This is a genomic window from Roseomonas sp. FDAARGOS_362 (genome assembly GCF_002754815.1).
Taxonomy (GTDB): domain Bacteria; phylum Pseudomonadota; class Alphaproteobacteria; order Acetobacterales; family Acetobacteraceae; genus Roseomonas; species Roseomonas mucosa.
The window spans coordinates 168,417-192,967 of sequence record NZ_CP024588.1 but is presented as its reverse complement, the minus strand read 5'-3'; the positions used below and the strand labels follow the sequence as shown (position 1 = coordinate 192,967).

Here is a 24,551-nt window from a genome sequence, read left to right as displayed (position 1 = left end):
CTCACCAGGCGCCCGGACTCGACAGGCCGGTGGACCGGGACGGGATGCGGCAAGGCGCGGCAAGGACTGTCGGCATGCGGGGGTGGTGGCACAGGCACGTGTGGAGGGGCAAGGGGCACTCGCCCCGCCACTCGCGCGGCCTCCGGGACAGAGCCGCCGTCACGCCGCCAGCCGCGCGGGCAGGAGCCGCCCGGCAGCCTCGGCCACCTGCGCGACGGAGAGCCCCTCCATGCGGCCATCCGCCGCGATCACCGCCCGGGCGGCACGGCCGGCGGGCGCGTACTCGTCCGCTGGCGTCGGGCCGAACAGGCCGAGCGTCGGCGTGCCGGCGGCGGCGGAGAGGTGCATCAGCCCGGAATCATTGCCGACGAAGAGCGCGGCGCGGCGCAGCACCGCCGCCGCTTCCGGCAGGGAAAGCTGCCCCAGCAGGTCGGTGACGCCGCCGGGATGGTTGCGCAGGGCCTCCAGCAGCGGCGCGGCGATGGCCCGCTCGGTTTCCCCCGGCCCACCCAGCACGACGATCCGGGCGCCCGGCAGCAGCCCATCCGGCGCCGTCAGCCTGCGGGCCAGCGCCTCGAAGCGCTCCCAGGGCCAGATCTTGCCCGACCAGTTGGCGGTCGGCCCCAAGGCCAGAATGGGGGCCAGAATGGGAACCTGACCGGCTATCGCACCGGGGCCCGCCCCCAGAAGCGCGGCGGCCCGCGCCTCGTCCTCCGGTGCCGTCCAGGCCACCGGCATGGGCGGCGGGTCCAGGTCCAGCGTCTCGGCGATATGACCCAGCCGGTGCCCCGGCCGGCGGCCGCCGCGCATCACCGCGCGGGTGCCGGCGCGCAGGGTCCAGGCCAGGGCCGAGCCGCGCAGGTCCACCACCAGGTCCCAGCGCCGCCCCGCCACGCGCCGCCACAGCTCCAGCCAGTGCAGCGAAAGGCTGCGCTTGGCGAGCACGATGGTCTCGTCGCGCCGCGGCATGCGGGCGAAGACCCCCTCCGCCACCGGCCCGCAGGCAATGGTGAAGCGTGCCTCGGGATAGGCGCGCAGCAGGTGGTCCAGCAGCCCGGTGGACAGGACCGCATCCCCGATGCGGGTGGAGGTGACGAAGAGGATGCGCATGGTCGGGCGCCTCATAGCATGTTCCCGGTTGCAGCAACGCTCTCTCCGCGCCAACTCTGCCCCATGCCGATCGCTTATCTGCCGGACCGTGGCGTGGTGGAGATCTCGGGCGAGGACCGGGTCGCCTATCTCCAGGGCCTCATCTCCAACGACGTCGCCGCCCTGGCCCCCGGCCAGGCCGCCTGGGCCGCGCTGCTGACCCCCCAGGGAAAGTGGCTGGCCGATTTCTTCGTGCTGGCCCAGCCGGACTGCTTCCTGCTCGACTGCGAGCGCGCCCAGGCGGAGATGCTGGTCGCGAAGCTCTCCCGCTTCCGCCTGCGCTCCAAGGTGGCGCTGCGGGATGCCTCGGCGGAATTCGCCGTCCATGCCGGCTGGAGCAGCCCGGCGCCGGAGCACGGGATCGTCTTCGCCGATCCGCGCCTGCCGGATGCCGGCTGGCGCGCCCTGCTGGACAAGCCGATGCACGGCGCCATGGATGCCTCCGCCTATGCGCTGCACCGGCTGGAACTCGGCCTGCCTGCCGGGTCGGAGGACATGGAGGCGGAGAAGTCCGTGCTGCTGGAAGCCGGCTTCGACGAGCTGCACGGCGTCTCCTGGACCAAGGGCTGCTACATGGGCCAGGAACTGACCGCCCGCACCCGCTATCGTGGCCTGGTCAAGCGGCGCCTCGTTCCCGTGACGGTGGAGGGCGCGCTGCCCGCCCCCGGCACGCTCGTCTTCCGGGGCGAGGCCGAGGTCGGCACCATGCGCTCCGGCCTGGGCAGCCAGGGCATGGCCCTGCTGCGGCTGGAGGCGATCACCGCCGGCGCCCCCCTGCGCTGCGGCGGAGCCAGCCTGACGCCCCGCCTGCCCGCCTGGATGCACCTGCCGGAAAAGACCGCCTGACACCTTCATGATGCGGCGCACAAGACAAGTGCTGCCGCTCCGGCGCAGGATGCGGCCCTCCGGGAAAAGGGATTCGCGGTGACGCTGGTCTATGTGGTGACGGATACGGAATTCGACGGCCCCACCCCGGGCCGCAATTCGCTGCTCTCGGTCGGCGCCGTCGCGGTGACGGCGGATGGGCGCGAGGTCTCGGCCTTCGAGGCCGTGCTTGCCCCCTTCCCCGGCGCGGAACCCGATCCTGGCACGCTGGCCTGGTTCGCCGGAGAGCCCGAGGCCTGGGCCGCCGCGACGCGGGACCCGCAGCCGCCGGAGGCCGTCATGGCCCGCTTCGTGGCCTGGGTGCGGGACCTGCCGGGCGATCCGGTCTTCGCCGCGCATCCGCTGGCGGTGGATGGGCCCTGGATGGACCTCTACCTGCAACGCTTCACCGGAACGCGCCTCGTGCCTGTGCCGCGCGCGGTGGACCCGCTCTTCCGGGACGTGCCGCTCTGCCTGCACGCCTTCGCGGCCGGCCGGCTGCACTGGCCACCGGAACGCTGCCGGGTGGAGCACTACCCGGCGGAATGGCTGGGGGAGACGGCGCATACCCACTGCGCCCTGGACGATGCGCGGGGCTACGGCCGGTTGCTGGCCCATCTGCTGCGCCTGCCGCCGCCTGGGTGATGGTTGCCGGCGGGCTCAGCGCTCCATATGGGCCAGTGCGATGGTCAGGGGTTGCCGGGATACCTGGACGACCCCCGTGAAGGGCGTCTCCATTTCCATGATCAGGAACATCGCGCCGCCCACCGCCACCGCACAGACGACGAAGGCGGCATAGACGGCGGCGTTTCGGGGCGCCATGAAGCCGAACCCCGCGAAGATGAAGAACAGCCAGGAGGTCAGCAGCAGGACGAAGACCGGCTGGAAAGGCAGGTCCTGCTGCTCCAGCATCTGCCACCGCAGCGACAGCAGCTTGTCGCTCTGGGCCAGCACCTGCCCCTGCAACCAGTGCTGGACGTCGTTCGCCGGCCGTAGCGAAAGGACTGTCAGCCGAAGCTGCTCCAGCGTCGCGCCGATCGGAGCGGCGACTTCGAGGATGTCCCGGTCGTCCTGCGTCCATCGCTGGGAAATGGCCGCACGGGTATAGCGCCGCAGAAGGTCGCGGGCCGGCGCTGCTTCCGTGCCATAGACGCGCAGGCCCTGCTCCGCCTGGACCAGGACCGCCGAGAAGTCGCGGACCGAGCGGTCCGCCGAGGAAAGGCTGTCCTTGGCCGTCGCGATCAGCAATCCGAGCACCAGCGCCGCGAGGACCGACAGCATGCCAGTCGCCAGATGCACCACGTCCCGCGTTTCCTTGGTGACGTGGCGCGCCGGAAGATACAGGTACAGGAAGAGGCCCACCGTTCCGCCGGCGAGGACACTTGCCGAAATGATTGCCGTGAAGACGGCCACGAGCATCGCGGCTGTTCCTTTCTCTTCCGCAATGTTGCGGAAGGGCGGAAGGCTTGTCCAGGGGCTGTTCCGTCAGCCGTTCACCGGCTCCCCGCCATTGGGATGGATCACCTGCCCGGTGATGTAGGAACTGTCGGCATCGGAGGCGAGGAAGATATAGGCGGGGGCGCATTCGTCCGGCTGGCCCCGGCGCTCCAGCGGCGTGCTGCCGCCATGCTTCTCCACCTCCTCCGGCGAGAAGGAGGCGGGGATCAGCGGCGTCCAGATCGGCCCGGGCGCCACGCCGTTCACACGGATCTTCCTTTCCGCGAGCTGCGCAGCCAGGGAGCGGGTGAAGGCCAGGATGGCGCCCTTGGTCGCCGAATAGTCCACCAGGTGCGGGCTGCCGCGATAGGCGGTGACCGAGGTGGTGTTCACGATGGTGCTGCCTTCCTTCAGATGCGGCAGCACGTATTTCGCCATCCACATGTAACCCAGGATGTTGGTGCGGAAGGTCCGCTCCACCTGCGCCTCCTCGATGGTCGCGAAATCCTTGTTCTCGTGCTGCTCGCCCGCGTTGTTCACCAGGATGTCGATGCCGCCGAGGAAGGCCGCCGCCTTCTCCACCGCCGAGCGGGCGAAACCCGGGTCGCCCACGTCGCCCGCGACGGTGTCGCAGCGCCGGCCCTCCGCCTCCACCAGCCGTTTCGTCTCGGCGGCGTCCTCATGCTCGTCCTTGTAGAGGATGAAGACATCGGCGCCTTCCTTGGCGAAGCCGATGGCCACGGCCCGGCCGATGCCGGAATCGCCACCGGTCACGATCGCCTTCCGGCCCGCGAGCTTGCCCGAGCCCTTCCAGTGCCGCATCTCGGCGGCAGGTTTCGGCGTCATTTCCGATTCCAGGCCAGGCTGCCGGTCCTGCTTCTGCGGCGGAACCTTCTGCATCTCTTCGTACATGTCCGGCACTCCATTGGGGGGTGCCGTAGGAACGGTCCTGGCGCCGCAAGGCTTCCGGCTGGCCCATGACGAAAAACGGCGGGGCCGGGGCCCCGCCGTCCAGATGCTTCCGCCGTGCGGGCGGTGTCAGGCCGTGCGGTCGCCCCCCGCGCCGGCCAGCGCCGCCTGCGCTGCCGCCAGGCGCGCCACCGGCACGCGATAGGGGGAGCAGGAGACGTAATCGAGCCCGACCTTCTCGCAGAACTGGATGGAGGCCGGATCGCCGCCATGCTCGCCGCAGATGCCGAGCTTGAGGCCGTTCTTGACCTTGCGGCCCTTCTCCGTGGCGATCTCCACCAGCGCGCCCACGCCCTCCACGTCGATGGAGACGAAGGGGTCCCTCGGCAGGATGTCCTTCTCCACGTAGTAGGGCAGGAACTTGCCCACGTCGTCGCGCGACAGGCCGAAGGTCGTCTGTGTCAGGTCGTTGGTGCCGAAGGAGAAGAAGTCCGCGACCTCCGCGATCTTGTCCGCCGTCAACGCCGCGCGCGGCAGCTCGATCATGGTGCCGACCGAGTAGTCGAGCGTGGTGCCCGTCTCGGCGAAGACCTCCTGCGCCACCTTGTCCACCTGGGCGCGGGTGATCTCCAGCTCCTTCTTCATGCCGACCAGCGGGATCATGATCTCCGGGACCGGCGCGCTGCCTGTCTCCTTGGCCACCTGGATGGCGGCCTCGAAGATGGCGCGGGCCTGCATCTCGTAGATCTCGGGATAGGTCACGCCCAGGCGGCAGCCTCGATGGCCGAGCATGGGGTTCGCCTCCGCCAGATCCGCCGCGCGCCGCTTCATGGTGGCGAGGTCCGTGCCCAGGCTCTCCGCCACCTCGGCCAGCTCCTCCTCCTTGTGCGGCAGGAACTCGTGCAGCGGCGGGTCGAGCAGGCGGATCGTCACCGGCAGGCCGGCCATGATCCGGAACAGCTCGACGAAGTCGCTGCGCTGGAAGGGCAGCAGCTTGGCCAGCGCGTCGCGGCGGCCGCTCTCCGTCTCGGACATGATCATCTGGCGGACCGATCCGATGCGGTCCGCGTCGAAGAACATGTGCTCCGTGCGGCAGAGGCCGATGCCCTCGGCCCCGAACTTGCGGGCGGTGTCGGCGTCCAGCGGGGTCTCCGCATTGGCGCGCACCTTCAGGCGGCGCACCGCGTCGGCCCAGCCCATCAGCGTGGCGAAGTCGCCGGAAAGCTGCGGCTCGATCATCGCCACGGCGCCGGCGAAGACCTCGCCGGTCGCGCCGTCGAGGGTGATGGTCTCGCCGGCATGGACAACCTGGCCACCGGCCGAGAGCGTGCCCGCCGCATAGTCCACCACGACGCCACCGGCACCGGCCACGCAGGGCCGGCCCATGCCGCGCGCCACCACGGCCGCGTGGCTGGTCATGCCGCCGCGGGTGGTGAGGATGCCCTTGGCGGCATGCATGCCGGCGATATCCTCGGGGCTGGTCTCGATGCGGACCAGGATGACGCTCTCGCCCTTGTTGGCGCGCGCCTCGGCCTCCTCCGCGGAGAAGACCACCACCCCGCAGGCGGCACCCGGAGAGGCCGGCAGGCCCTTGGTCAGCACCTTGCGGCTGGCCTTGGGGTCCAGCGTCGGGTGCAGCAGCTGGTCGAGCGAGCCCGGGGCGACGCGCTTCACCGCCTCCGGATGGTCGATCAGCCCTTCCTCGGCCATGTCCACCGCGACCTTCAGCGAGGCGGCGGCGGTGCGCTTCCCGTTGCGGGTCTGCAGCATGTAGAGCTTGTTGCTCTGCACGGTGAACTCGATGTCCTGCATGTCCGTGTAGTGACGCTCCAGCGTCTCACGCACCTTGCAGAGCTCGGCATAGGCTTCCGGCATCGCCTCCTCCATGGAGGTCTCGCCGGGCTTGGCGCGGGCCTTGGACATGGGCTGCGGCGTGCGGATGCCCGCCACCACGTCCTCGCCCTGCGCGTTGATCAGGTACTCGCCGTAGAAGATGTTCTCGCCGGTCGAGGGGTCGCGGGTGAAGCAGACACCCGTGGCGCAGTCACTGCCCATGTTGCCGAAGACCATGGCCTGGACATTGACCGCCGTGCCCCAGCTCGCCGGGATGTCGTGCAGGCGGCGATAGGTGTTGGCGCGCGGGTTCATCCAGGAGCCGAAGACGGCGCCCACGGCACCCCAGAGCTGCTCCTGCGGGTCCAGCGGAAAGGGCTTGCCGGTCGCCTCGGCCACCATCTCCTTGTAGCCGGCTACGACCTTCTGCCAGTCGGCGGCGGAAAGCTCGGTGTCCTCCACCGCGCCGGAGGCGTGCTTCGCCTCCTCGATGATCTCCTCGAAGCGGTGATGGTCCACGCCCAGCACCACCGAGCCGTACATCTGGATGAAGCGGCGGTAGCTGTCCCAGGCGAAGCGGTCGTCGCCCGAGCGCCTGGCCAGGCCCACCACCGTCTCGTCGTTCAGGCCCAGGTTCAGCACCGTGTCCATCATGCCCGGCATGGAGACGCGGGCACCGGAGCGCACCGAGACCAGCAGCGGGTTGGCGGCGTCGCCGAACTTCATCCCCACCGCGTTCTCGATCCGCGCCAGGGCCTCGTTCACCTGGTCGGTCAGCTCCTTCGGGTACTGCTTCCCGTTGTCGTAGTAGTAGGTGCAGACCTCGGTGGTGATGGTGAAGCCCGGTGGAACGGGAAGGCCGATCGAGGCCATCTCCGCCAGGTTCGCACCCTTGCCGCCGAGGAGGTTGCGCATGTCGGCCTTGCCGTCGTTCCGGCCGGCACCGAAACCGTACACCCACTTGGTCATCAGGCTCGTCCCTCTTCAGCCTTCAACGCGTTGGAACTCCGCGACGCGATCCATCGCGCCACGGAGCGTCTTGAGCAGGCCGAGGCGGTTGTAGCGCAGCGCCGGATCGGCGTCATTCACCACGACCTTCTCGAAAAATGCGTCCACGGGACCCCGCAGCGTCGCAAAAACAGTCATGGCTGTCGAAAACCGTTCCGCGTCAAGCGCTTCCCGCACCGCAACATCAATATCATTCAGAACTTCCCACAACGTGACCTCTTCCGCCAGGGCCAGCAGGGAGGGATCAACCCTTGCGGGAATTTCTCCGCTCTTCTTCTCCTCGATTCGGAGGATGTTTGCCGCCCGGCGATAGGCGGCGAGGAGGTCCGCCCCTTCCGGAGTCGAGAGGAAATCCCGCAGCGCATCGGCCCGGGCGAGCAGGCGGACGAGATCGTCCTCACCACCCCCCGCCTCCCCCCGGGCGCCGAAGGCGGCGGCCAGGATGTCGTGCCGCGCCCCCTCGGCCCGGAGCTGCACGCGCAGGCGCTCGGCCAGGAAGTCCAGCAGCCCGGCGGCGAAGGCCGCCACCATCGGCGGCTGCGCGGAGCCGGCGGGGGGCTGGAAGCCGGCATTCATCTTCTCGGCCGCCACCGCCATGCCGAATTCCGGGTCCGCCGTCAGGCCCTGGGCGGCGGGATAGCCGAAGAAGGCCTCGGCGATCACATCGGCCAGCGGCAGGCGCAGCCCGTTCTCGCGGATGATGCGGATCACGCCCAGCGCGGCGCGGCGCAGCGCATAGGGGTCGCCCGAGCCGGTCGGGCGCTCATCCGCCGCGAAGAAGCCGACCAGCTGGTCGATCTTGTCCGCCAGCGCCACGGCGATGGCGGTGGGCTCGCGCGGCACCTCGTCGCCGGGGCCGAGCGGGCGGTAATGCGCGCCGATCGCCTCGGCCACCTCCGGCGCCTCGCCGTCATGCAGGGCGTAGTAGCGGCCCATCAGCCCCTGCAGCTCCGGGAACTCGCCCACCATGCCGGAGGCGAGGTCGGCCTTGGCCAGCCGGCCGGCCCGCGCCGCCTTTTCCGGGTCGGCGCCGACCAGCGGGGCAAGGAAGCGGGCCAGCCGCTCCAGCCGCTCCACCCGCTGGCCCTGGGTGCCGAGCTTTGCGTGGAAGACAACATGGGCCAGCTTCGGCAGCCGGCTTTCCAGCCGCTGCTGCCGGTCGCCATCCCAGAAGAAGCGGGCATCCGAGAGACGGGCGCGCAACACGCGCTCGTTGCCCGCCACGATGGCCCGGCCGCCATCCACCGCCTCGATATTGGCGACCAGGGCGAAGCGGTTCGCCGCCCGCCCGTCCGGGTGGCGAAGCGCGAAGTAGCGCTGGTTCACCCGCATGGTGGTGCGCATCACCTCGGGCGGCAGGTCCATGAAGGCGTCGTCGATGCCGCCCAGCAGCGGCACCGGCCATTCCACCAGCCCCGCCACCTCGGCCAGCAATCCGCGGTCCTGCACCACCTCCAGCCCCTCGGCGGCGGCGAGGCGGGCGACCTCGCGCTCGATCATCGCCTCGCGCTCCGGCGCGCCGGGGATCACCTTGCGGGCGCGAAGGCCGCTTTCCCATTCCGCCAGGGAATGCACGGCGAAGACGCCCGGGGCCATCAGCCGATGGCCCTCGGTGAGGTCCGAGGCGGCGAGGCCGTGCCCGTCATCCTCGCCCTGGCGCAGGTCGAAGGCCACGACCCGCCCCCCGAAGGTGCAGAGGATGCGCTTCAGCGGCCGCACCCAGGTGAAGGTGGAGGTGCCGCCCCAGCGCATCGACTTGGGCCAGGGGAAGCGGCGCAGCAGCGGCGGCATCGCCTCGGCCACCACGTCGCCCGTCGCGCGGCCGTTGCGGCGGATCACCGCGTAGAGATAGGTGCCGCCCTTCCCTTCCCGCTCCTCCAGCTGCTCCCGCGTCAGGCCGGTGGAGCGCAGGAAGCCCTCCAGCGCCGGGCCGGTGGCATCGGCGCGCGGCCCGCGCCGCTCCTCCGCCACCGGCGTCGTCGCCTCCGGCAGCTCCGCCGCCAGGGCGATGCGGCGCGGGCCGTGGAAGGTGCGGAGGTTCTGCGGCACGAGGCCGGCGGGCTTCAGCGCCTCGGTGAGAAGGCGGGCGAGGTCTTCCGCCGCACGCGCCTGCATGCGCGCCGGGATTTCCTCGGAAAAGAGTTCGAGCAGGAGTTCGGGCATCGTAGGGGCGGCTTCTCGGTCGGTGCTTGCGAGGGGCGTGGGGCGGCGCGGCGGTCAGGCCGCCGTCTTCGGGGCTTCCAACGCGGCCTCCCCGGCGACCCAGCCATCGCAGCACCGCTTCGCCAGGGCGCGGACGCGGCCGATATAGGCGGCGCGCTCCGTCACGCTGATCGCGCCGCGCGCATCGAGCAGGTTGAACAGGTGGCTGGCGGCGATGCACTGGTCATAGGCCGGCAAAGCGAGGCCCCGGTCGGCCAGCGCATTGCACTCGGCCTCGGCATCGGCGAAGTGCTGGAACAGCCTCGGCACGTCGGCGAACTCGAAGTTGTAGGCGCTGAACTCCCGCTCCGCCCGCAGGAAGACGTCGCCGTACTTCACGCCCTGGCCGTTGAAATCCAGCTCGTACACGTTCTCGATGTCCTGCACGTACATGGCGAGCCGCTCCAGCCCGTAGGTCATCTCGAAGCTCGGATGCACCACCGGGATGCCGCCCACCTGCTGGAAATAGGTGAACTGGCCGACCTCCATCCCGTCGCACCAGACCTCCCAGCCCAGGCCCCAGGCACCCAGCGTCGGGCTTTCCCAGTCATCCTCCACGAAGCGGAAATCGTGCTTCAGCGGGTCGAGGCCGATCTCGCGGTAGGAATCGAGCAGGAGTTCCTGCGCGTTCTGCGGGCTCGGCTTCATGATGACCTGGTACTGGTAGTAGTGCTGCAGCCGGTTCGGGTTCTCGCCATAGCGCCCGTCGGAGGGGCGGCGGGAAGGCTGCACATAGGCGGCCTTCCACGGCGTGGCGCCCAGGGCGCGCAGCGTCGTCGCGGGGTGGAAGGTCCCGGCGCCCACGGACATGTCGTAGGGCTGGAGGATGACGCAACCCTGGCGGCTCCAATAGGCATGGAGGCGCAGGATCAGTTCTTGGAAGGAAGGCGGCTTGGCGGACATGGCGCGCGCACCATAAGGTCCGCCCCCTCCCACCGGAAGGCCCCCGCCATGCACCATCCCACCCATGCCGCAGCAGCCTCCCCCGCCGCACATGCCCCCTCCGGCACGGAAGGCGGTCCCGGCGACCCCGGCGCCCTGCCCGAGGCCCATGCCTCCGAGCGGCTGATCCTCGCCTATTACGACGCCTTCAACCGGGGCGACTGGGCGGCGATGCTCGACTGCCTCGCCGAGGACGTGGCCCATGACATCAACCAGGGCGGCAGGCAGGTGGGCAAGCAGGCCTTCGCCGCCTTCCTGAAGCACATGGAGCGCTGCTACCGCGAGAAGCTGGTGGATCTGGTGGTGATGCTGGATGCCACGGGCACCCGCGCGGCGGCCGAATTCGTGGTGGAGGGCGAGTACCTCGCCACCGACGAGGGCCTGCCGCCGGCGCAGGGGCAACGCTACGTGCTGCCGGCCGGCGCCTTCCTCACCATCCGCGACGGCAGGATCGCCCGCCTCTCCATGGCCTACAACCTCGCCGACTGGATGCGGCAGGTCGGCGGCTGAAGCCCCGCCCGGCTGCCCCCCCCGACTGTCCCGGGGGGAAGCCGCCGGGGGATGTCGTCAGGCCGCCTGGCGCCGGTCCTTGCGGGCCTGGGCGTTCTTCACGAACTGAGAGACGCGGCCCACCTCGCGCGGATCGACCTTCACCCGGATGCCCCGGTTGCGGGTGGGAGGCATCCCCTCGCCCGCCGTCCGGCCGCCGCCGGGATGATGCGTCGGCGCCTCCTCGCGGCGGCGCAGGGCAGCGCGCAGGCGCTCCGCGTTGCGGACGCGGCGCTTCCCGGCATTGAGGGTGTCGAGCCGCGCGTTCACCCGCTTCAGCGCATTGGCGAAGACCTGCTTCTTCGCCGCCAGCCCGCGCTCGCTCGATTCCGCGGGCCCCGGCCCCTTGCCGCGCCGGGCGCGGCGCCGCTGCCGCACCAGGTCGCGGGATCGGTTGCGCTGCTCGCGCAGCCAGCGGGCCAGCCCCAGTGTCTCCTCCTGCGACAGGCTCTCCAGATGCGGGTAGTGGCTCTGCAGGATCGGCGCGTATTCGCCCTCGGACAGCAGGCCGAGTTCGCCGGCAACAGGAATGCTCATCGCGTCTCTCCTTGGTCTGGTCTGTTTCCCACCGGGGCAACGTCCCGGCGCCAGGAGGGTTTAAGGCCCTGCCAGCCCCCTCAGAGCCCCAGCCGTGCCCGGGCCGAGCGTTCCTCCAGGATTTCCAGCGTCGCGCCCACGGCGGCGGAGAAGAGCCGCCAGGGCCAGCGCGGCCGCCGGATGTTCAGCCAGACGATCTTCGCCTCCTTGCCGAAGCGGCGCTCGATCTCCCCGTGCAGGTCGCCCAGCCGGTCGGCGAGGCCGAGCGCCACCGCCTCCCGCCCCGTCCAGAAGCGGCCGCTGAAGACCTCGCTTTCCGGTGCCTTCAGCCGGCTGGCACGGCGGGAGCGGACCCAGTCCTTGAACTCCTCGTGCAGCGTGTCGAGGAGCTGGTGCAGCCTCTCCTGCTGCGACGGATCGGGGGGCAGGAAGGGGTCGAGGAAGGACTTGTTCTCCCCCGCCGTCACCACCCGGCGCTCCACGCCAAGGCGCTCGATCGCCTCCTGGAAGCCGAATCCCTGGGAGATCACCCCGATGGAGCCGGTGATGGAGGCAGGGTCGCAGACGATCTCGTCGGCCGCGCAGGCGATCCAGTAGCCGCCCGAGGCCCCGGCATCCTCGATGCAGGCGATCACCGGCACGTCCTTCTCGTCCGCCAGCCGGATGATCCGCGCCGCGATCAGCGAGGACTGCACGGGCGAGCCGCCGGGCGAGTTGATGGCGAGCACCACCCCCGCCAGGCGCTTCAGCCCGAAGGCGCGTTCCAGCACCGGCGCCAGCCCGGCGGCGCTGAGGCCGGGGCCGCCGAGGCCCGTGGCCCGGGCGGCGATGACGCCGGACATGCGGATGACGGCCACCCGGGGGCGCCGGTCGAAGAAGGGAAGAGGCATGGCCCCAGGATGCCCATGGGCGCCGCCGGATCAAGCCAGCAACCGTGACAGCCCGGACCGGCGCCCCATGCGCCCGCCCCCATGCGGGCGCCCCGGGCGCTCCCTCCCCTTCCAGCCCCTCCGGCAAGCCCCATCCGGGTGGCCAGCCACGGCGCGGTGCGGGAGCCGCCGCAAGCGGGCCACATTCCCGCGGCAGGCTGCGCCGGCGCAGCCCATGGAAAGGTCCCGGATCTTGCCCTCCCCCGCCCGACAGGCCCTCACCCGGCACGCGCTTTCCCTGGGTGCCGTGCTGCTCGCCGTGGGCGCCATGGCGCTCTACCGGCATCTCTACGTCGAGCCGCGGGAATGGGGCGCGCTCTGCCTGGACCTGTCGCGGGCGCCCCTGGCCTGCCGCCCGCGCGCGGCGCTGCTCTGGCTGCAGCACTGGCAGCTCTGGGGCGCCGGGGCGCTGCTGCTGGGGCTCTGGGCCTTTCTCGGTGGCCCGGCCCCCGCCCGCATCGCCGCCGTGGCACTCGGGGTCATCGCGGTGCTGAACTACAATGCCAGCTGGGGGATGCTGGGCGCCGTGCTGGGCGCCTGGGCCTGGATCGGTGACGCCATGCGCCCCCGCCGCCCGGCCTGACGGCGGGGGCGGGGCACGGCGCTTGCAAGTCGCGCCGGCAGGTGTTGCCTCCCGATCCAGGAGATCCTCATGCGCCGCCGCCGCTTTCTCGCCTCCGCCACCGGCCTGGCCACCGCGCCGCTCCTGGCCGGCCCGGCACTCGCCCAGGCGGAGGGCAGCCGCCGCCTCCGCTTCGTGCCCTCGGTGGACCTTTCCACCATCGACCCGCTCTGGAGCGCGGCGGTGGTGGCCTATACCCATGGCTACATGGTCTGGGACACACTCTATGGCCTGACCCTGGACCAGCAGCCGAAGCCGCAGATGTGCGAGGGGCATACGCTGTCGGAGGACCGGCGCGTCTGGACCTTCACCCTGCGCGAGGGGCTGTTCTTTCATGACGGGGAGCCGGTGCGCGCCCTGGACTGCGTCGCCTCGCTGCGCCGCTGGATGGAGAAGGACCCGTTCGGTCAGAGCATCGCCGCCATCCTGGTCGAGGCGAAGCCGCTCGACGACCGGCGCTTCCAGCTCGCGCTGAACAAGCCCTTCGGCCTGCTGCTCTTCGCCATCGCCGCGCGCAGCGTCTTCGTCATGCCCGAGCGGATCGCGAAGACTCCCGCCAGCCAGCAGATCAAGGAGGTGATCGGCAGCGGCCCCTACCGCTTCCTGGCCGACGAGTGGCAGACCGGCGCGCATGCGGGCTATGCCCGCTTCGACCGCTACCGCCCCCGCGCGGAAGCGCCGGACATGATGAGTGGCGGCAAGCAGGCGCATTTCGACCGGATCGACTGGATCACCCAGCCCGACCCGGCCACCGCCGCCGCCGCGCTGCAACGGGGCGAGGTGGACTGGGTGGAGCGCCCGTTGCTCGACCTGCTGCCGATGCTACGGAAGAGCGCCGGAGTGAAGACCGACAAGCTCGATGTTTTCGGCGCCCTGGGCATCCTGCGCTTCAACCAGCTCCTGCCGCCCTTCGACAATCCGAAGCTGCGCCAGGCTCTGCTGCCGGGGGTGAGCCAGGAGGAGGTGGTGGCCGCCGCCGTGGGCGAGGAGAAGGCCTATGGCAACGTCCCGGTCGGCTTCTTCCCCGAGGGCAGCCCGATGGCCAACGATGCCAGGCTCGGCGTGCTCGCCGGCCCGCGCGACCTGGCCCGTGCCCGGCAACTGGTGAAGGAGGCGGGCTACAAGGGCGAGCGGATCGTGATGATGGCGCCCTCCGACCTGGCGCAGATCATGGCGGCCAGCCAGGTAATGCTGGACCAGCTCACCAAGATGGGGCTGAACATCGATTTCCAGGTGATGGACTGGGGCACCATGCTGTCCCGCATGGCGAAGAAGGACCCGATCGACCAGGGTGGCTGGAACTGCTTCGTCACCACCTGGGCCTCGCTTTCCGTGGCCACGCCGGGCAGCTCCTATCCGCTGCGTTCCGCCGGAGCCTCGTCCTGGGCCGGCTGGCCGGACGACCCGAAGCTGGAGGCGCTGCGCGGCCAGTGGATGGATGCGCCCGATACCGCTGCCGCCCAGGCGATCTGCCGCGAGATCCAGCAGCAGGCCTTCACCTCGCTGCCCTATATCCCCATCGGACAGTGGACCTCGGCATCGGCCTATCGCGACACGTTGTCGGGCACGTTGAAGGCCCCCTACGCGCTGTTCTGGAACGTCCGAAAAAACGCCTGATAAAGCGATGGCGCCGGGGGGAACGCCCCGCCCCCGTCACTCCGCCGTGGCGCGGGCTGGGCGGAGCGCCTTTCCGGTCGCCTCCGCCCGCCGTCGCAGGCGCAGCAGGGCCGGCGCCGCGAGGCCCAGGGCGCAGGCCGTCCAGCCCAGCGCCTGGAGGTTCTCCGGCCCCTCGCGCCACGCGCTGGCCAGCGCCGCCAGGGCCAGGGTGCCGCCCGCCCAGGCCTCCGCCCAGCCGCCGCCGCGCAGGGGCAGGTCGCGCAGCAGCGCCCGGGCGACGACCGCGACCAGCGGCACGGCGAAGGTGGGGAACGGGAAGTCGCGGTAGCGCGGATCGAAGAGCAGCAGGAGCTGGAGGACCATCGCTGTCCAGAGGAAGACGAAGGACAGGTCGTCGAAGGCGAAGCCGCGCCAGTCCCGCCAGCGCAGCCGCCCGCGCAGCAGCGCCCGGACCGAGGCCGTCGCCTGGGCGCCGGTGCGCGGCATCTCCACCGGCAGGCCGGACAGGACCTGCCCCGCCCGGCGCAGCAGCAGCGCCGCCAGCAGCGCCTGCCCGGCGAGGTTCGCCGTGACCGCCAGCATCAGGTGCTCGTCGAAGGCATAGGGCACGCCGCCGCACCAGGCGAAGGCCAGCGCGTTGCCCAGCGCCAGGGCCAGCAGCGCCAGCGGTGCGCGCGGCGCGGCGGGAAAGGCGCGGGCGGTGGCGGCGAGGAGGCCGAGGCCCAGCAGCGCCGCCGCCCCGGCATACCAGCCCCAGAGCGCGTTCTCCCGCACCGGGCCGGAGAGGGCGAATTTCGGCTGCCGGTCGGCGGTCCAGAGGCCCCAGGCGGCGCCGACCGTGCCCTCGCTCTTGTACTTCCAGACCTGGTCGAAGGCCTCGATGACGTTGTAGTCGAAGCCCTCCTCCCGGCTCAGCGCCGCGAACTCCCGCAGGAAGCGCGCCTGGCTCACTGTGGAGGGCACCGCCCCCTCGCGCCAGCGGCCGGCGCTGGGCCAGCCGACCTCGCCGATGGCGATGGGCTTGCCGGGAAAGAGCGCCCGCATGCGATGGACGATGTCGCGGGTATGGGCGATCGCCGCCTCGACATCGAGCGGCTCGTCCTCCCAATAGGGCAGGATGTGGATGGTGACGATGTCCACATGCCTCGCCACCTCCGGGAACTGCTGCCAGAACTCCCAGACATCGGCATAGGTCACGGGCTGCCGCACAGCGGCCCGCACGCGGTCGAGGTAGCCGATCAGCGCGGCGGGCGGCAGGTCGCGGCGCAGCAGCACCTCGTTGCCGACGACCACGCGCTCCACCGTCTCCGGATGGCGGTTGGCGCTCTCGATCAGCCGCGCCACCTCGCGCTCGTTGTTCGCCAGCGTGCCGCTCAGCCAGGCGCCCTGCCAGAGCTTCAGCCCGTTGCGCGCGGCGATGGCGGCCACGTCGTAGTCGCCCTCGATGCTGGCATAGGTGCGGATGCCCCGGACGCGCGGAGCGATCAGGCGCATGTCCTCCTCGACCTCCGTCGCGCTGGGGAAGATGCCGCGCAGCGGGCTGTCCCCGGTGCGGAAGGGGGCGAAGGAGACGCTGTTCAGCCGCTCCGCCGGCATCGGCAGGTCGCCGAGCTGCGCCCGGTTCGGCCACCACCAGGCCAGCAGCGTGGCCAGCAGCCCGAGCAGCAGGACGGCCGGCAGGCCCCATCCCGGGGCAGTCCCCGGGGAAGTTCCCCGGGAAGCCGGTCGCGGGGTGAACCCGTTCGCGCGTCGCATGTTCACCTCCATACTGGCCCCTTCCTAGCGGGCCGGTATGGCGAAACGAAGGTGGAGGAAAGGCGAATGGGCCTGGACGGGATGAGCGACGAGGCGGTGCGCGACCTCTTGTTGCGCACGCGCCGCATCGCGGTGGTGGGCGCTTCGGACCGGCCAGGGCGGCCGTCGAACGGCGTGTTCCGCTTTCTGCTCGACCGGGGCTACGACGCGGTGCCGGTCAATCCCGCCCTGGCGGGCCGGACGCTGCATGGCGTGGCCGCCGTGGCGGGCCTGGAGGAGGCCGCGCCGCTCGACCTCGTGGATGTCTTCCGGCGCTCGGAGGATGCCGGGGCGGTGGTGGACGAGGCGATCCGGCTCGGCGCCCCGGCGGTCTGGCTGCAGCTCGGGGTCGTGGACCAGGCTGCGGCGGAGCGGGCGCGCGCGGCCGGAGTGGTTTGCGTCATGGACCGCTGCCCGGCGATCGAATGGGGCCGGCTGGGCCTTCCGCCCCGGATCTCCGGTCCAGCCCCGGAGTGAACCGGCGTCCAGGGGTGAAGATGGCGGCGGAGATGGCCAGCGGATGAAAAAGCCGCCGTATTCGTATCAAACGTTAACTTCTTGTTAGAATTGGATTGAAAGCCGCCGCGTTCTGGTCCAACTCCGCGTTCTCTGCATCGGCGGGCGCATGCGCCCCGTGGCGGCAGATCGGAGCATATGGAACGATGACCGAGGAAGAGCGTCGCATCATCACGGACTACGTCACGCGCGTTTCGGGGGCCGAGGCCCAGGCGGCGCGCCCGGCCAGCCCGTGGGGCGGCAGCGTGCCCTCGACCCGGGCACCCTCCAGCCTTCCGCCCGTGGACCCCGAGGCGGACCGGCTGATCCAGGACCTTTTCGCCCGCTATCCCGAGGCGCGCTACCGAATCACCCAGACGGCCTTTGTGCAGGAGGCCGCTCTGGTACAGGCGCAGAACCGCATCCAGCAGCTGGAATGGGAGCTCGACAACGCACGCCAGCAGGTGGAGGCGGCGCAGGCCCAGGGTGGCAATCGGGGCGGGCTGTTCGGCGGCATGTTCGGCGGCGGCCAGCGCCAGCCGGTGCCGGCGCGGCCGATGTCGCCGCCGCCGCAGCCCATGGCCATGCCGAACGGCTATGCGCCGCAGCAGATGCTGCAGCCGGGCCGTAGCGGCTCGGGCTTCCTCGGCACCGCACTGACCACGGCGGCGGGCGTGGCGGGCGGCATGGTCCTCGGCAATGCGCTGATGAACATGTTCTCGGGCCACGAGGCGCATGCGGCGAGCGTGGTGGACGATGCCACGGGCGGCGCCTTCGGCCAGGATGCGGTGGCCACCCCGGCTTCCTCTCCCTGGACGGACCCGGCCGGGCAGAACGATGCCTATGGCGCCCAGGACACGGGCTGGAGCCAAAATGATGCGGCATCGTCACAAGATGCCGGTTGGGGGCAGGATGACGCCTCCGGCTATGATACAAGCGATACAGGCAGTTATGATGACGAGGTCTGATGTCCCGGTGGCCTGACGTCCCGGGCTTCTGATATCCTGGGACGGTGCGGGGCACGGGCCTCCCGCCAGGACGCGAGAGGAAATCCGGTCCATACCGTCCCAGCCACCCCATGAAACTGCCAGACCCGGCCCTGTCCTGCGCGACGGGGCCGGGTTCCTGCCTGTGGCGGGTGGCGCGCAGGCGTTGGCGGGCCCGGCCCCCGGCGGTCTGGTCGTGGAGGCCATGCCCTGGGTGGCCCTGGTCGCGTCCCTCGTCATGCTGGTGGGCGCCTGCATCGGGATCAGCACGGTGCGGGACCTGTTGCTGGACAGCCTGCGGGCCGAAGCCAGGGTCATCGCGCAGGGCATGGCCGGGCAGGTCCAGCAGGTGCTGCGGAGTGCGGACAATGCCCTGTCCCTCCTGCAATCCGACCTGCCGCCCCACGGCCCGTTGCCGGACGATGCGGCGCTTCGCCGGATGATAGGGTGCTGCCAGATGCTGCCGGGGGAAGTGGGGGTCTTCCTGCGGGACCGGCAGGGCACGGTGATCGCGTCCACCTTCGAGAACCCGGAACTGGAAGGGGCCCTCGGTGCCTTGTCCGTGCCCTCACCCACCGTCCCGCCCGCCCTGGCCTCGCCAGGAACGCCGTCCCGGCTCATCACCCTGCCGCAGGACCGGCCACCTCGTTTCCTCGCGCTGCTGCGCCCGCCTTCCGGCGCCGGACAGTACGGGGTAGGAATGATCCTGCAGGCCACGGCGCTGCTGGAATCCTTTGATGGGCTGCTGGCCCTGCAACCCTCCGCCGTCCGTCTGCAGCAGCAGGGCCCGATCCAGACCGTGCTGGCACAGCGTGGCAGTCCCGATCTGCTGAGCCGGATCACCGGCACGCGTGACACCCCCGCCACCGGGCTGGCGAGCTGGAGCGGGCAGGACTGGCTGACAGCCACCAGCCCGGTGCCGCCTTTCACGGCCCATGTCACCGTCAGCCTTTCCGCGGCGGAGACGATGCGCCGCTGGCGGGAGATCAGCCTGGCCTGCCTGGCCGCCCTGGTGGCGCTGGCCGTGGCCATGACCGGCATCACCCTGGCCCTGCGGCGGCATGGCCGGGCGCGCGCCGCCACGGTGCACCGGCTCATGGAGGCGGAGCAGGATCTCCGCCTCGCCCATGCCGTGGCGCAGATCGGGGAGTTCTCGCTCGATCTCGCGACCCGCCGCGTCACCTGGAGCGAGGGCGTCCACCGGCTGTTCCGCACCGATCCCCGGCAGCCCATGCGCCCGCTCTCCTGGATCCTCGACCACCTCGACCCCGAGGGCCACAAGGACGTGCGGCATGTCTGGCGCCGCCTTCTGGCGGAACCGGAGCGCAACCTGCGCAGCGAAAGGCGCATCCGTCGCGCCGACGGCACCACCGCCTGGTGCTGGATCGAGTTCCGCCTGCAGCGCGACGCGCAGGGCCGCCCAGCGGCCATCCGCGGCGTGCTGCAGGACATCACGCGGGAGCGGGAAGCCGAGGAGCAGGTCCGCCGGCTGGCGGAAAAGGACTCCCTGACCGGCCTCGCCAACCGCTGGCGCCTGCAGAAGCATCTGGAGGAAAGCCTCGGCGCGGCGCGCGAAACGGGGCAGCGGGTCGGGGTGCTGTACCTGGACCTCGATGGGTTCAAGAGCATCAACGACCGCTGGGGGCACCGGGCGGGGGACCAGCTGCTGCTGCAGGTGGCCGAGCGCATCCAGGCCGCCGCGCGCCCCGGGGACCTGGTGGCGCGGCTGGGCGGGGACGAGTTCGTGGTGGTGCAGTCCGGCCTGCCGGAGGATGCCGCCCGCGCCGCCGAGACGATCCAGCGCCTCGCCACGCGGCTGATCACCCTGCTGCGCCGCAGCTACGACCTGGGCGATGGGCGGGAGGGCATCGTTTCCGCCTCGGCGGGGCTCGCCCTTTTCCCAACCGACGCGGCGGATGCCAGCGGGCTGCTGGAATGTGCCGACACCGCCCTCTACCGCACCAAGCTCGCCGGGCGGAACGGCTGGTCCAGCTTCTCCTTCGAGATGGACCGCGAGATCCGCGACGCGCGCTCGCTGGAGCAGGACCTGCGGCAGGCCGTGCCGCAGGGGCAGCTGGAGCTCGCCTGGCAGCCGCAGGCGGCGCTCGATCCGCCCCGGGCAGCTCCTGGCGAAACCCTTGGGGAGGCTTCTGGGGCAACCGTGGACGCGGAGTCCCTGCCCCGGATCGTCGGCTTCGAGGCCCTTCTGCGCTGGCGCCACCCCGAGCGTGGCCTGCTGTCCCCGGATGTCTTCATCCCCTCCGCCGAACGCTCCGGCACCATCCTGGAGATCGGCGAATGGGTGCTGCGGACCGCCTGCGCCGAGGCGGCGTGCTGGGGCCGCCCGCTCCGCCTCGCGGTCAACGTCTCTCCGGTACAGGTACAGCAGGGGGATCTGGTGGCCGTCGTCCACCGCGCGCTGCGCAGTTCCGGCCTGCCGCCGGAGCGGCTGGAGCTGGAGGTCACCGAAGGCCTGCTGCTGCGCGATGTCGGGCAGGTGCAGGCCACGCTGAGCGCGCTGCGCGGCATGGGGGTGGGGATCACCCTGGACGATTTCGGCACCGGCTATTCCTCGCTGATGACGCTGCGCGCCTTCCCCTTCGGCCGGCTGAAGCTGGACCGCGGCTTCATCGCCACCATGGCCGAGGACGCGACCTCCGCCGCCATCGTGCGCGGCACGCTGGCCCTGGCCCGCAGCCTCGGCCTGCCCGTCACCGCCGAGGGGGTGGAGACGGAGGAGCAGGCCCGCGCCCTGCGCGCCGAGGGCTGCGAGGAGATCCAGGGCTGGCTGATCGGCCGCCCCCTGCCGATCGAACGCTGGCGCTCGCTGACCGGGGAAGGCGCCGGCGCCCCGGGCGGCAGCCCCGAAGGCGTGGACGATACGGTGCCGAGTTGACTGCTGCCCGGCCGCGGCGCAGCCTGCGCGCGACATGTCCGCCGATCCGGAAGCCCCGCCCGGGGAACGCACCGCCCCCGCCTTCCCCGACCATGCCTCCCCCGACCGTGGCTCCAGGGACTGGCCTGCGATCGGGCTGATCTGCACCGGGCATTTCCTGTCGCATTTCTACATGCTCTGCCTCGCGCCGCTGTTTCCGCTGTGGCGCGATGAGTTCGGCGTCTCCTATGCCACGCTCGGCCTGGCGCTGGCACTGATGAGCGGCGTGACCGCCGCGTTGCAGACGCCGGTCGGCTTCCTGGTGGACCGGCACGGCGCACGCCCCTTCCTGGTCGGCGGCACGCTGCTGATGGCGCTCTCGATCTCCGCCATGGGCCTCGCCCCGGGCTTCTGGGCGGTGCTGCTGCTGGCGCTGCTGTCGGGCATCGGCAACAGCGTGATCCATCCGGCCGACTACGCCATCCTGGCCGGCAGCGTCAGCGGCCACCGCATGGGCCGCGCCTTCTCGCTCCACACCTTCACCGGCAATCTCGGCTTCGCCCTGGCGCCGGTCGTGGTGCTGACCCTGTCGGACCTGATGGGCTGGCGCGCCACGCTGGCGCTGGTCGGGCTGCTGGGCGTGCCGGTGGTGGCGGCGATCCTCTGGCAGTCCCGCATCCTGGCGGACCAGGCGAAGCCCCGCACCGCCCGCACCGCCACGAATGCCGGCGCGGGCGGCAACCTGCTGCTGTCGCGGCCGATGCTGCTTTTCTTCGCCTTCTTCCTGCTGTCCTCCATGGCCAGCTCCGGCATCCAGTCCTTCCTGATCCCGGTGCTGGGCCAGATCTGGGGCACGCCGCTGGAGGTCGCGTCCTGGGCGCTGACCGGCTACATGATCGGCAATTCGGCCGGGGTGCTGCTGGGCGGGTGGTATGCCGACCGGTCGCGGCGGCACCTGGTCTTCGTGGTGGGGCTGACGCTGCTTTCCATGGCGCTGCTGCTCCTGCTCGGCGCCCTGCCGCTGCCGGACATCCTGCAGCCCATCATCGTGGTGGCGGCCGGTACGGCGCTCGGCGCTTCCCGCACCCCGCGCGACGTGATGGTGAAGGAGGCCTCGCCGCCCGGGCAGATCGGCAAGGTCTTCGGCTTCATCTCCTCCGGCCTGCCGCTGGGCAGCGCCCTGATCCCCGTGCCGGTGGGCATGCTGCTGGATGCCGGCTATGCCGTGCTGGTGCTGCCGCTGGTGGCGCTGCTGCTGGGACTGTCGCTGCTCTGCGCCGGCGGCGGGCGGGGCGAGGCGCGCCGCGAGGTCGGCGTGGTGGCGGCCGAGTGATGGGGCGGCGCCGGACCGCCGGCGCCTATAGGGGCTTCTGCCAGAACAGCGCCCGGCCGGCGGCGGGGTCGAGCACATAGGCGCCGAAACCCGCCTTTTCATAGGCGGCGCGGGCCACCCGGTTCCCTTCCAGCACCTCCAGCGTGATCTTGCAGCAGCCCCGTTCCCGCGCGATCCGCTCGGCCTCGGCCAGCAGCATCCGGCCGATCCCCCGCCCCCGGAAGCGGCGGGACACCACCACGTCGTGCAGGTTCAGCAGGGGCCGCCCGGCGAAGGTGGAGAAGCCCTCGAAGGCGTTCAGCAGCCCCGCCGCCTCGCCCTCCGCATGGGCCAGCAGGGTCAGGGCCTGGGGCCGCCGGGCCAGTTCCGCGGCCAGGCCCTCCGCGACGCCGTCCGGCAGGGGCTTGCCGCCGCCCATCGGGTCGAGGGCGTATTCCCGCATCAGCCGGGCGATCGCGCCGGCCTGGACCGGGTCGCCGTAATCCGCCTGCGCCACGGTGATGGTCATGGAAGTCCTCGCGCCGGAATGGAGAAGGTAAGGCCGGGAAACGGCCGTTGCCGGAGCGGACCTGCCACCCTTCCGGGCTTCAGGCCATCCCGCTCCGCATGCTTCCCATGGCGGCCCGGATGCGCGTCCATTCCACCACGGCCGCCTCGGTGAAGGCGTCGGCGCAGTCCACGACCTCGGGCGGCGTGCAGCCCAGGGCCCCGGCCAGATGTTCCCGGACCCCGGCCGTGGCCCGGGCGAGGACCTTCGTCATCTCCCCCCGGTCCATATCCGAAAGGATTTCCTGGGCGAACCGGACACCGCCTTCGCGGGACGCCTGCAGCGTTTCCCGGTAGAAGCGGGCCCTTTCCTTGGTGTCCTGCGCCATTCCATTCCTTTTCCGAGCGGGTCCCGAGAACCCTTCTCACCGGAGAATAGCTAAACAAGGGTGGCGGGACTGCGTTTCCGGACACAATGCGGCGGGACATGGGATTTCCCCGGTCCGGATCAGTTTTGCGGAAGAAAGCGCGAAGGGCCGCCGGAATGCTCCGGAGGCCCGGCGCCCGGCCGGGGCGGCATGCAGGCCCTGCCCTCACTCCGCCGGGCGGCGCACTCCGTCGCGGTCCGGCAGCGGCAGGGTCCCGCGTTCCTCCGTACCGATCCCGGCGACGGGAATGCCGTGCAGGGCCTCGCGCAGCCGAACCGGGTCCAGCTCGCCCTCCCAGCGGCTGATCGCCACGCAGGCCACGCCGTTGCCGACGAGATTGGTCAGGGCGCGGACCTCGCTCATGAACTTGTCGATGCCGACCAGCACGGCCAGGGCCTGGATGGGGATGTCCGGGATGACCGACAGCGTGGCCGCCAGGGTGATGAAGCCCGCCCCGGTCACGCCCGAGGCGCCCTTGGAGGTCAGCATCGCCACCAGCAGGATGGTCAGTTCCTGCCCCCAGCTCAGATGGGTGTTGGTGGCATTGGCCAGGAACATCGTGGCCAGCGTCATGTAGATGTTGGTGCCGTCGAGGTTGAAGGAATAGCCGAGCGGCACGGTGATGCCGACCACCTTGGGCGAGCAGCCCAGCGCCTCCATCTTGCGCATGATCTGCGGCAGCACGCTCTCGCTGCTGGAAGTGCCGAGCACGATCAGCAGCTCCTCGCGGATGTAGTTGACGAAGCGCAGGATCGAGAAGCCGCAGAGCCAGCCGACGAAGCCCAGCACCACCAGCACGAAGAGCGCCGAGGTGATGTAGAAGGTCCCCACCAGCTCGCCCAGTTGCAGCAGGGAGCGGATGCCATAGGCGCCGATGGTGAAGGCCATGGCGCCGAAGGCACCGATCGGCGCCACCTTCACCACGATCGCGACGATGCCGAAGAAGACCCGCGCCATGCCGTCGATCGCCGCCGCGGTGGGCGCGCGGAAACGCTCCGGCAGGGCATTGATGGCAAAGCCGGTCAGTACCGCCAGCAGCAGCACCTGCAGCAGGTCGCCATTGGCGAAGGCGCCGATGAAGGTGTCGGGGATGATCGCCATCAGATGCGCCGCGACGCTGTCCTTGGCCGCCTGCTGGGCATAGGCCTGGATGGCGCTGGCGTTGAGCTGCGACGGGTCGATGTTGAAGCCGCTGCCGGTGCCGAAGACCTTGGCCACGAAGAGGCCGATCACCAGGGCGAAGGTCGAGATCACCTCGAAGTAGAACAGCGCCTTGATGCCGACGCGGCCCACCGAGCGCGCATCGTTCACCGAGGCGATGCCGTGCACCACGGTGCAGAAGACCACAGGGGCGATGACCAGCTTGATCAGCTTCACGAAGCCGTCGCCCAGCGGCTTCATCGCCGCGCCGGTCTCCGGCCAGAGGGCGCCGACCAGAACGCCGAGGACGATGGCGACGAGGACCTGGACGTAGAGAAGGGACAACCAGCGCCTGAGCATGGGCGACATATCTCCGAGAGTCCGTCCCGGCCGGAACGAAGAACGGCCTCCGGAGA

At 71.1% G+C, this 24,551-nt stretch carries 21 protein-coding genes; 9 read left to right on the top strand and 12 right to left on the bottom strand.

Features of this window, described 5'->3' with window-relative positions; translation table 11 throughout:
• Positions 1 to 159: 159 nt before the first annotated feature.
• Positions 160 to 1,110 (bottom strand): glycosyltransferase family 9 protein, encoded by a 951-nt coding sequence (locus CTJ15_RS05625; RefSeq protein WP_099782095.1) that lies wholly within the window; start codon positions 1,108 to 1,110, stop codon positions 160 to 162.
• A 63-nt stretch (positions 1,111 to 1,173) separates the two neighbouring features.
• Here CTJ15_RS05625 and CTJ15_RS05620 point away from each other — a divergent pair, with 63 nt between their 5' ends.
• Together CTJ15_RS05620 and CTJ15_RS05615 are read left to right on the top strand one after the other, a co-directional pair.
• Positions 1,174 to 1,995 (top strand): folate-binding protein YgfZ, encoded by an 822-nt coding sequence (locus CTJ15_RS05620; protein ID WP_075822158.1) that lies wholly within the window; start codon positions 1,174 to 1,176, stop codon positions 1,993 to 1,995.
• Between the two features lie 78 nt (positions 1,996 to 2,073).
• Positions 2,074 to 2,658 carry a DNA polymerase III subunit epsilon gene (locus CTJ15_RS05615; RefSeq protein WP_099781304.1) on the top strand — a complete coding sequence of 195 codons (585 nt, stop codon included), beginning with the start codon at positions 2,074 to 2,076 and terminating at the stop codon, positions 2,656 to 2,658.
• A 15-nt stretch (positions 2,659 to 2,673) separates the two neighbouring features.
• On the opposite strand, the gene CTJ15_RS05610 is transcribed toward CTJ15_RS05615, so the two are convergent.
• The 5 genes from CTJ15_RS05610 to CTJ15_RS05590 form a co-directional block, all read right to left on the bottom strand.
• Positions 2,674 to 3,432, bottom strand: coding sequence for a DUF4239 domain-containing protein (locus CTJ15_RS05610; RefSeq protein ID WP_019461532.1), 759 nt, complete (start codon positions 3,430 to 3,432; stop codon positions 2,674 to 2,676).
• A 66-nt stretch (positions 3,433 to 3,498) separates the two neighbouring features.
• On the bottom strand, positions 3,499 to 4,350 hold the full coding sequence (locus CTJ15_RS05605) for an SDR family oxidoreductase (RefSeq protein ID WP_226946055.1): 852 nt from the start codon (positions 4,348 to 4,350) through the stop codon (positions 3,499 to 3,501).
• Between the two features lie 138 nt (positions 4,351 to 4,488).
• Complete coding sequence (gene ppdK / locus CTJ15_RS05600) at positions 4,489 to 7,161, bottom strand: pyruvate, phosphate dikinase (protein WP_019461534.1); 2,673 nt, start codon at positions 7,159 to 7,161, stop codon at positions 4,489 to 4,491.
• Positions 7,162 to 7,176: 15 nt separating this feature from the next.
• The gene (glyS, locus tag CTJ15_RS05595; protein ID WP_099781303.1) at positions 7,177 to 9,363 is read right to left on the bottom strand and encodes a glycine--tRNA ligase subunit beta; all 2,187 of its coding nucleotides are present in this window, start codon (positions 9,361 to 9,363) and stop codon (positions 7,177 to 7,179) included.
• A 54-nt stretch (positions 9,364 to 9,417) separates the two neighbouring features.
• Positions 9,418 to 10,305 (bottom strand): glycine--tRNA ligase subunit alpha, encoded by an 888-nt coding sequence (locus CTJ15_RS05590; protein WP_099781302.1) that lies wholly within the window; start codon positions 10,303 to 10,305, stop codon positions 9,418 to 9,420.
• Positions 10,306 to 10,353: 48 nt separating this feature from the next.
• Here CTJ15_RS05590 and CTJ15_RS05585 point away from each other — a divergent pair, with 48 nt between their 5' ends.
• On the top strand, positions 10,354 to 10,854 hold the full coding sequence (locus CTJ15_RS05585) for a ketosteroid isomerase-related protein (RefSeq protein WP_226946054.1): 501 nt from the start codon (positions 10,354 to 10,356) through the stop codon (positions 10,852 to 10,854).
• Between the two features lie 57 nt (positions 10,855 to 10,911).
• Here the strand turns inward: CTJ15_RS05585 and CTJ15_RS05580 are convergent, their stop codons facing one another.
• Entirely contained in the window at positions 10,912 to 11,430 is a 519-nt protein-coding gene (locus CTJ15_RS05580) for a hypothetical protein (protein ID WP_075822163.1), read from the bottom strand.
• A gap of 80 nt (positions 11,431 to 11,510) precedes the next feature.
• Complete coding sequence (locus CTJ15_RS05575; protein WP_019462299.1) at positions 11,511 to 12,320, bottom strand: S49 family peptidase; 810 nt, start codon at positions 12,318 to 12,320, stop codon at positions 11,511 to 11,513.
• A 232-nt stretch (positions 12,321 to 12,552) separates the two neighbouring features.
• Here CTJ15_RS05575 and CTJ15_RS05570 point away from each other — a divergent pair, with 232 nt between their 5' ends.
• Positions 12,553 to 12,942 (top strand): hypothetical protein, encoded by a 390-nt coding sequence (locus tag CTJ15_RS05570; protein WP_019462300.1) that lies wholly within the window; start codon positions 12,553 to 12,555, stop codon positions 12,940 to 12,942.
• A 69-nt stretch (positions 12,943 to 13,011) separates the two neighbouring features.
• The gene (locus tag CTJ15_RS05565; protein ID WP_019462301.1) at positions 13,012 to 14,598 is read left to right on the top strand and encodes an ABC transporter substrate-binding protein; all 1,587 of its coding nucleotides are present in this window, start codon (positions 13,012 to 13,014) and stop codon (positions 14,596 to 14,598) included.
• Between the two features lie 36 nt (positions 14,599 to 14,634).
• Here the strand turns inward: CTJ15_RS05565 and CTJ15_RS05560 are convergent, their stop codons facing one another.
• On the bottom strand, positions 14,635 to 16,353 hold the full coding sequence (locus CTJ15_RS05560) for a glycoside hydrolase (protein ID WP_226946053.1): 1,719 nt from the start codon (positions 16,351 to 16,353) through the stop codon (positions 14,635 to 14,637).
• 66 nt (positions 16,354 to 16,419) lie between these two features.
• On the opposite strand from CTJ15_RS05560, the gene CTJ15_RS05555 reads away from it, so the two are divergent.
• The 4 genes from CTJ15_RS05555 (at position 16,420) to CTJ15_RS05540 (ending at position 22,081) form a co-directional block, all read left to right on the top strand.
• Complete coding sequence (locus CTJ15_RS05555; protein ID WP_019462303.1) at positions 16,420 to 16,869, top strand: CoA-binding protein; 450 nt, start codon at positions 16,420 to 16,422, stop codon at positions 16,867 to 16,869.
• Positions 16,870 to 17,054: 185 nt separating this feature from the next.
• Entirely contained in the window at positions 17,055 to 17,855 is an 801-nt protein-coding gene (locus CTJ15_RS05550) for a DUF2076 domain-containing protein (protein ID WP_075822345.1), read from the top strand.
• A gap of 223 nt (positions 17,856 to 18,078) precedes the next feature.
• Positions 18,079 to 20,769 carry a bifunctional diguanylate cyclase/phosphodiesterase gene (locus tag CTJ15_RS05545; RefSeq protein ID WP_075822346.1) on the top strand — a complete coding sequence of 897 codons (2,691 nt, stop codon included), beginning with the start codon at positions 18,079 to 18,081 and terminating at the stop codon, positions 20,767 to 20,769.
• Between the two features lie 34 nt (positions 20,770 to 20,803).
• On the top strand, positions 20,804 to 22,081 hold the full coding sequence (locus CTJ15_RS05540) for an MFS transporter (RefSeq protein ID WP_075822347.1): 1,278 nt from the start codon (positions 20,804 to 20,806) through the stop codon (positions 22,079 to 22,081).
• A 25-nt stretch (positions 22,082 to 22,106) separates the two neighbouring features.
• Here the strand turns inward: CTJ15_RS05540 and CTJ15_RS05535 are convergent, their stop codons facing one another.
• From CTJ15_RS05535 to dctA, 3 genes are all read right to left on the bottom strand, one after another.
• Positions 22,107 to 22,589, bottom strand: coding sequence for a GNAT family N-acetyltransferase (locus CTJ15_RS05535; protein ID WP_075822348.1), 483 nt, complete (start codon positions 22,587 to 22,589; stop codon positions 22,107 to 22,109).
• 79 nt (positions 22,590 to 22,668) lie between these two features.
• Positions 22,669 to 22,956: a hypothetical protein gene (locus tag CTJ15_RS05530; protein WP_019462308.1), complete on the bottom strand. Its 288-nt coding sequence runs from the start codon at positions 22,954 to 22,956 to the stop codon at positions 22,669 to 22,671.
• Positions 22,957 to 23,160: 204 nt separating this feature from the next.
• Positions 23,161 to 24,504 carry a C4-dicarboxylate transporter DctA gene (gene dctA, locus CTJ15_RS05525; protein WP_019462309.1) on the bottom strand — a complete coding sequence of 448 codons (1,344 nt, stop codon included), beginning with the start codon at positions 24,502 to 24,504 and terminating at the stop codon, positions 23,161 to 23,163.
• Positions 24,505 to 24,551: the final 47 nt, after the last annotated feature.

What these genes read in the sequence shown, in the direction of transcription:
- CTJ15_RS05625 (WP_099782095.1), bottom strand. Translation starts at nt 1,110, where the DNA reads ATGCGCATCCTCTTCGTCACCTCCACCCGCATCGGGGATGCGGTCCTG.
- CTJ15_RS05620 (WP_075822158.1), top strand. Translation starts at nt 1,174, where the DNA reads ATGCCGATCGCTTATCTGCCGGACCGTGGCGTGGTGGAGATCTCGGGC.
- CTJ15_RS05610 (WP_019461532.1), bottom strand. Translation starts at nt 3,432, where the DNA reads ATGCTCGTGGCCGTCTTCACGGCAATCATTTCGGCAAGTGTCCTCGCC.
- CTJ15_RS05605 (WP_226946055.1), bottom strand. Translation starts at nt 4,350, where the DNA reads ATGCAGAAGGTTCCGCCGCAGAAGCAGGACCGGCAGCCTGGCCTGGAA.
- ppdK (WP_019461534.1), bottom strand. Translation starts at nt 7,161, where the DNA reads ATGACCAAGTGGGTGTACGGTTTCGGTGCCGGCCGGAACGACGGCAAG.
- glyS (WP_099781303.1), bottom strand. Translation starts at nt 9,363, where the DNA reads ATGCCCGAACTCCTGCTCGAACTCTTTTCCGAGGAAATCCCGGCGCGC.
- CTJ15_RS05590 (WP_099781302.1), bottom strand. Translation starts at nt 10,305, where the DNA reads ATGTCCGCCAAGCCGCCTTCCTTCCAAGAACTGATCCTGCGCCTCCAT.
- CTJ15_RS05585 (WP_226946054.1), top strand. Translation starts at nt 10,354, where the DNA reads ATGCACCATCCCACCCATGCCGCAGCAGCCTCCCCCGCCGCACATGCC.
- CTJ15_RS05580 (WP_075822163.1), bottom strand. Translation starts at nt 11,430, where the DNA reads ATGAGCATTCCTGTTGCCGGCGAACTCGGCCTGCTGTCCGAGGGCGAA.
- CTJ15_RS05575 (WP_019462299.1), bottom strand. Translation starts at nt 12,320, where the DNA reads ATGCCTCTTCCCTTCTTCGACCGGCGCCCCCGGGTGGCCGTCATCCGC.
- CTJ15_RS05565 (WP_019462301.1), top strand. Translation starts at nt 13,012, where the DNA reads ATGCGCCGCCGCCGCTTTCTCGCCTCCGCCACCGGCCTGGCCACCGCG.
- CTJ15_RS05560 (WP_226946053.1), bottom strand. Translation starts at nt 16,353, where the DNA reads ATGCGACGCGCGAACGGGTTCACCCCGCGACCGGCTTCCCGGGGAACT.
- CTJ15_RS05555 (WP_019462303.1), top strand. Translation starts at nt 16,420, where the DNA reads ATGGGCCTGGACGGGATGAGCGACGAGGCGGTGCGCGACCTCTTGTTG.
- CTJ15_RS05550 (WP_075822345.1), top strand. Translation starts at nt 17,055, where the DNA reads ATGACCGAGGAAGAGCGTCGCATCATCACGGACTACGTCACGCGCGTT.
- CTJ15_RS05545 (WP_075822346.1), top strand. Translation starts at nt 18,079, where the DNA reads ATGCCCTGGGTGGCCCTGGTCGCGTCCCTCGTCATGCTGGTGGGCGCC.
- CTJ15_RS05540 (WP_075822347.1), top strand. Translation starts at nt 20,804, where the DNA reads ATGTCCGCCGATCCGGAAGCCCCGCCCGGGGAACGCACCGCCCCCGCC.
- CTJ15_RS05535 (WP_075822348.1), bottom strand. Translation starts at nt 22,589, where the DNA reads ATGACCATCACCGTGGCGCAGGCGGATTACGGCGACCCGGTCCAGGCC.
- CTJ15_RS05530 (WP_019462308.1), bottom strand. Translation starts at nt 22,956, where the DNA reads ATGGCGCAGGACACCAAGGAAAGGGCCCGCTTCTACCGGGAAACGCTG.
- dctA (WP_019462309.1), bottom strand. Translation starts at nt 24,504, where the DNA reads ATGTCGCCCATGCTCAGGCGCTGGTTGTCCCTTCTCTACGTCCAGGTC.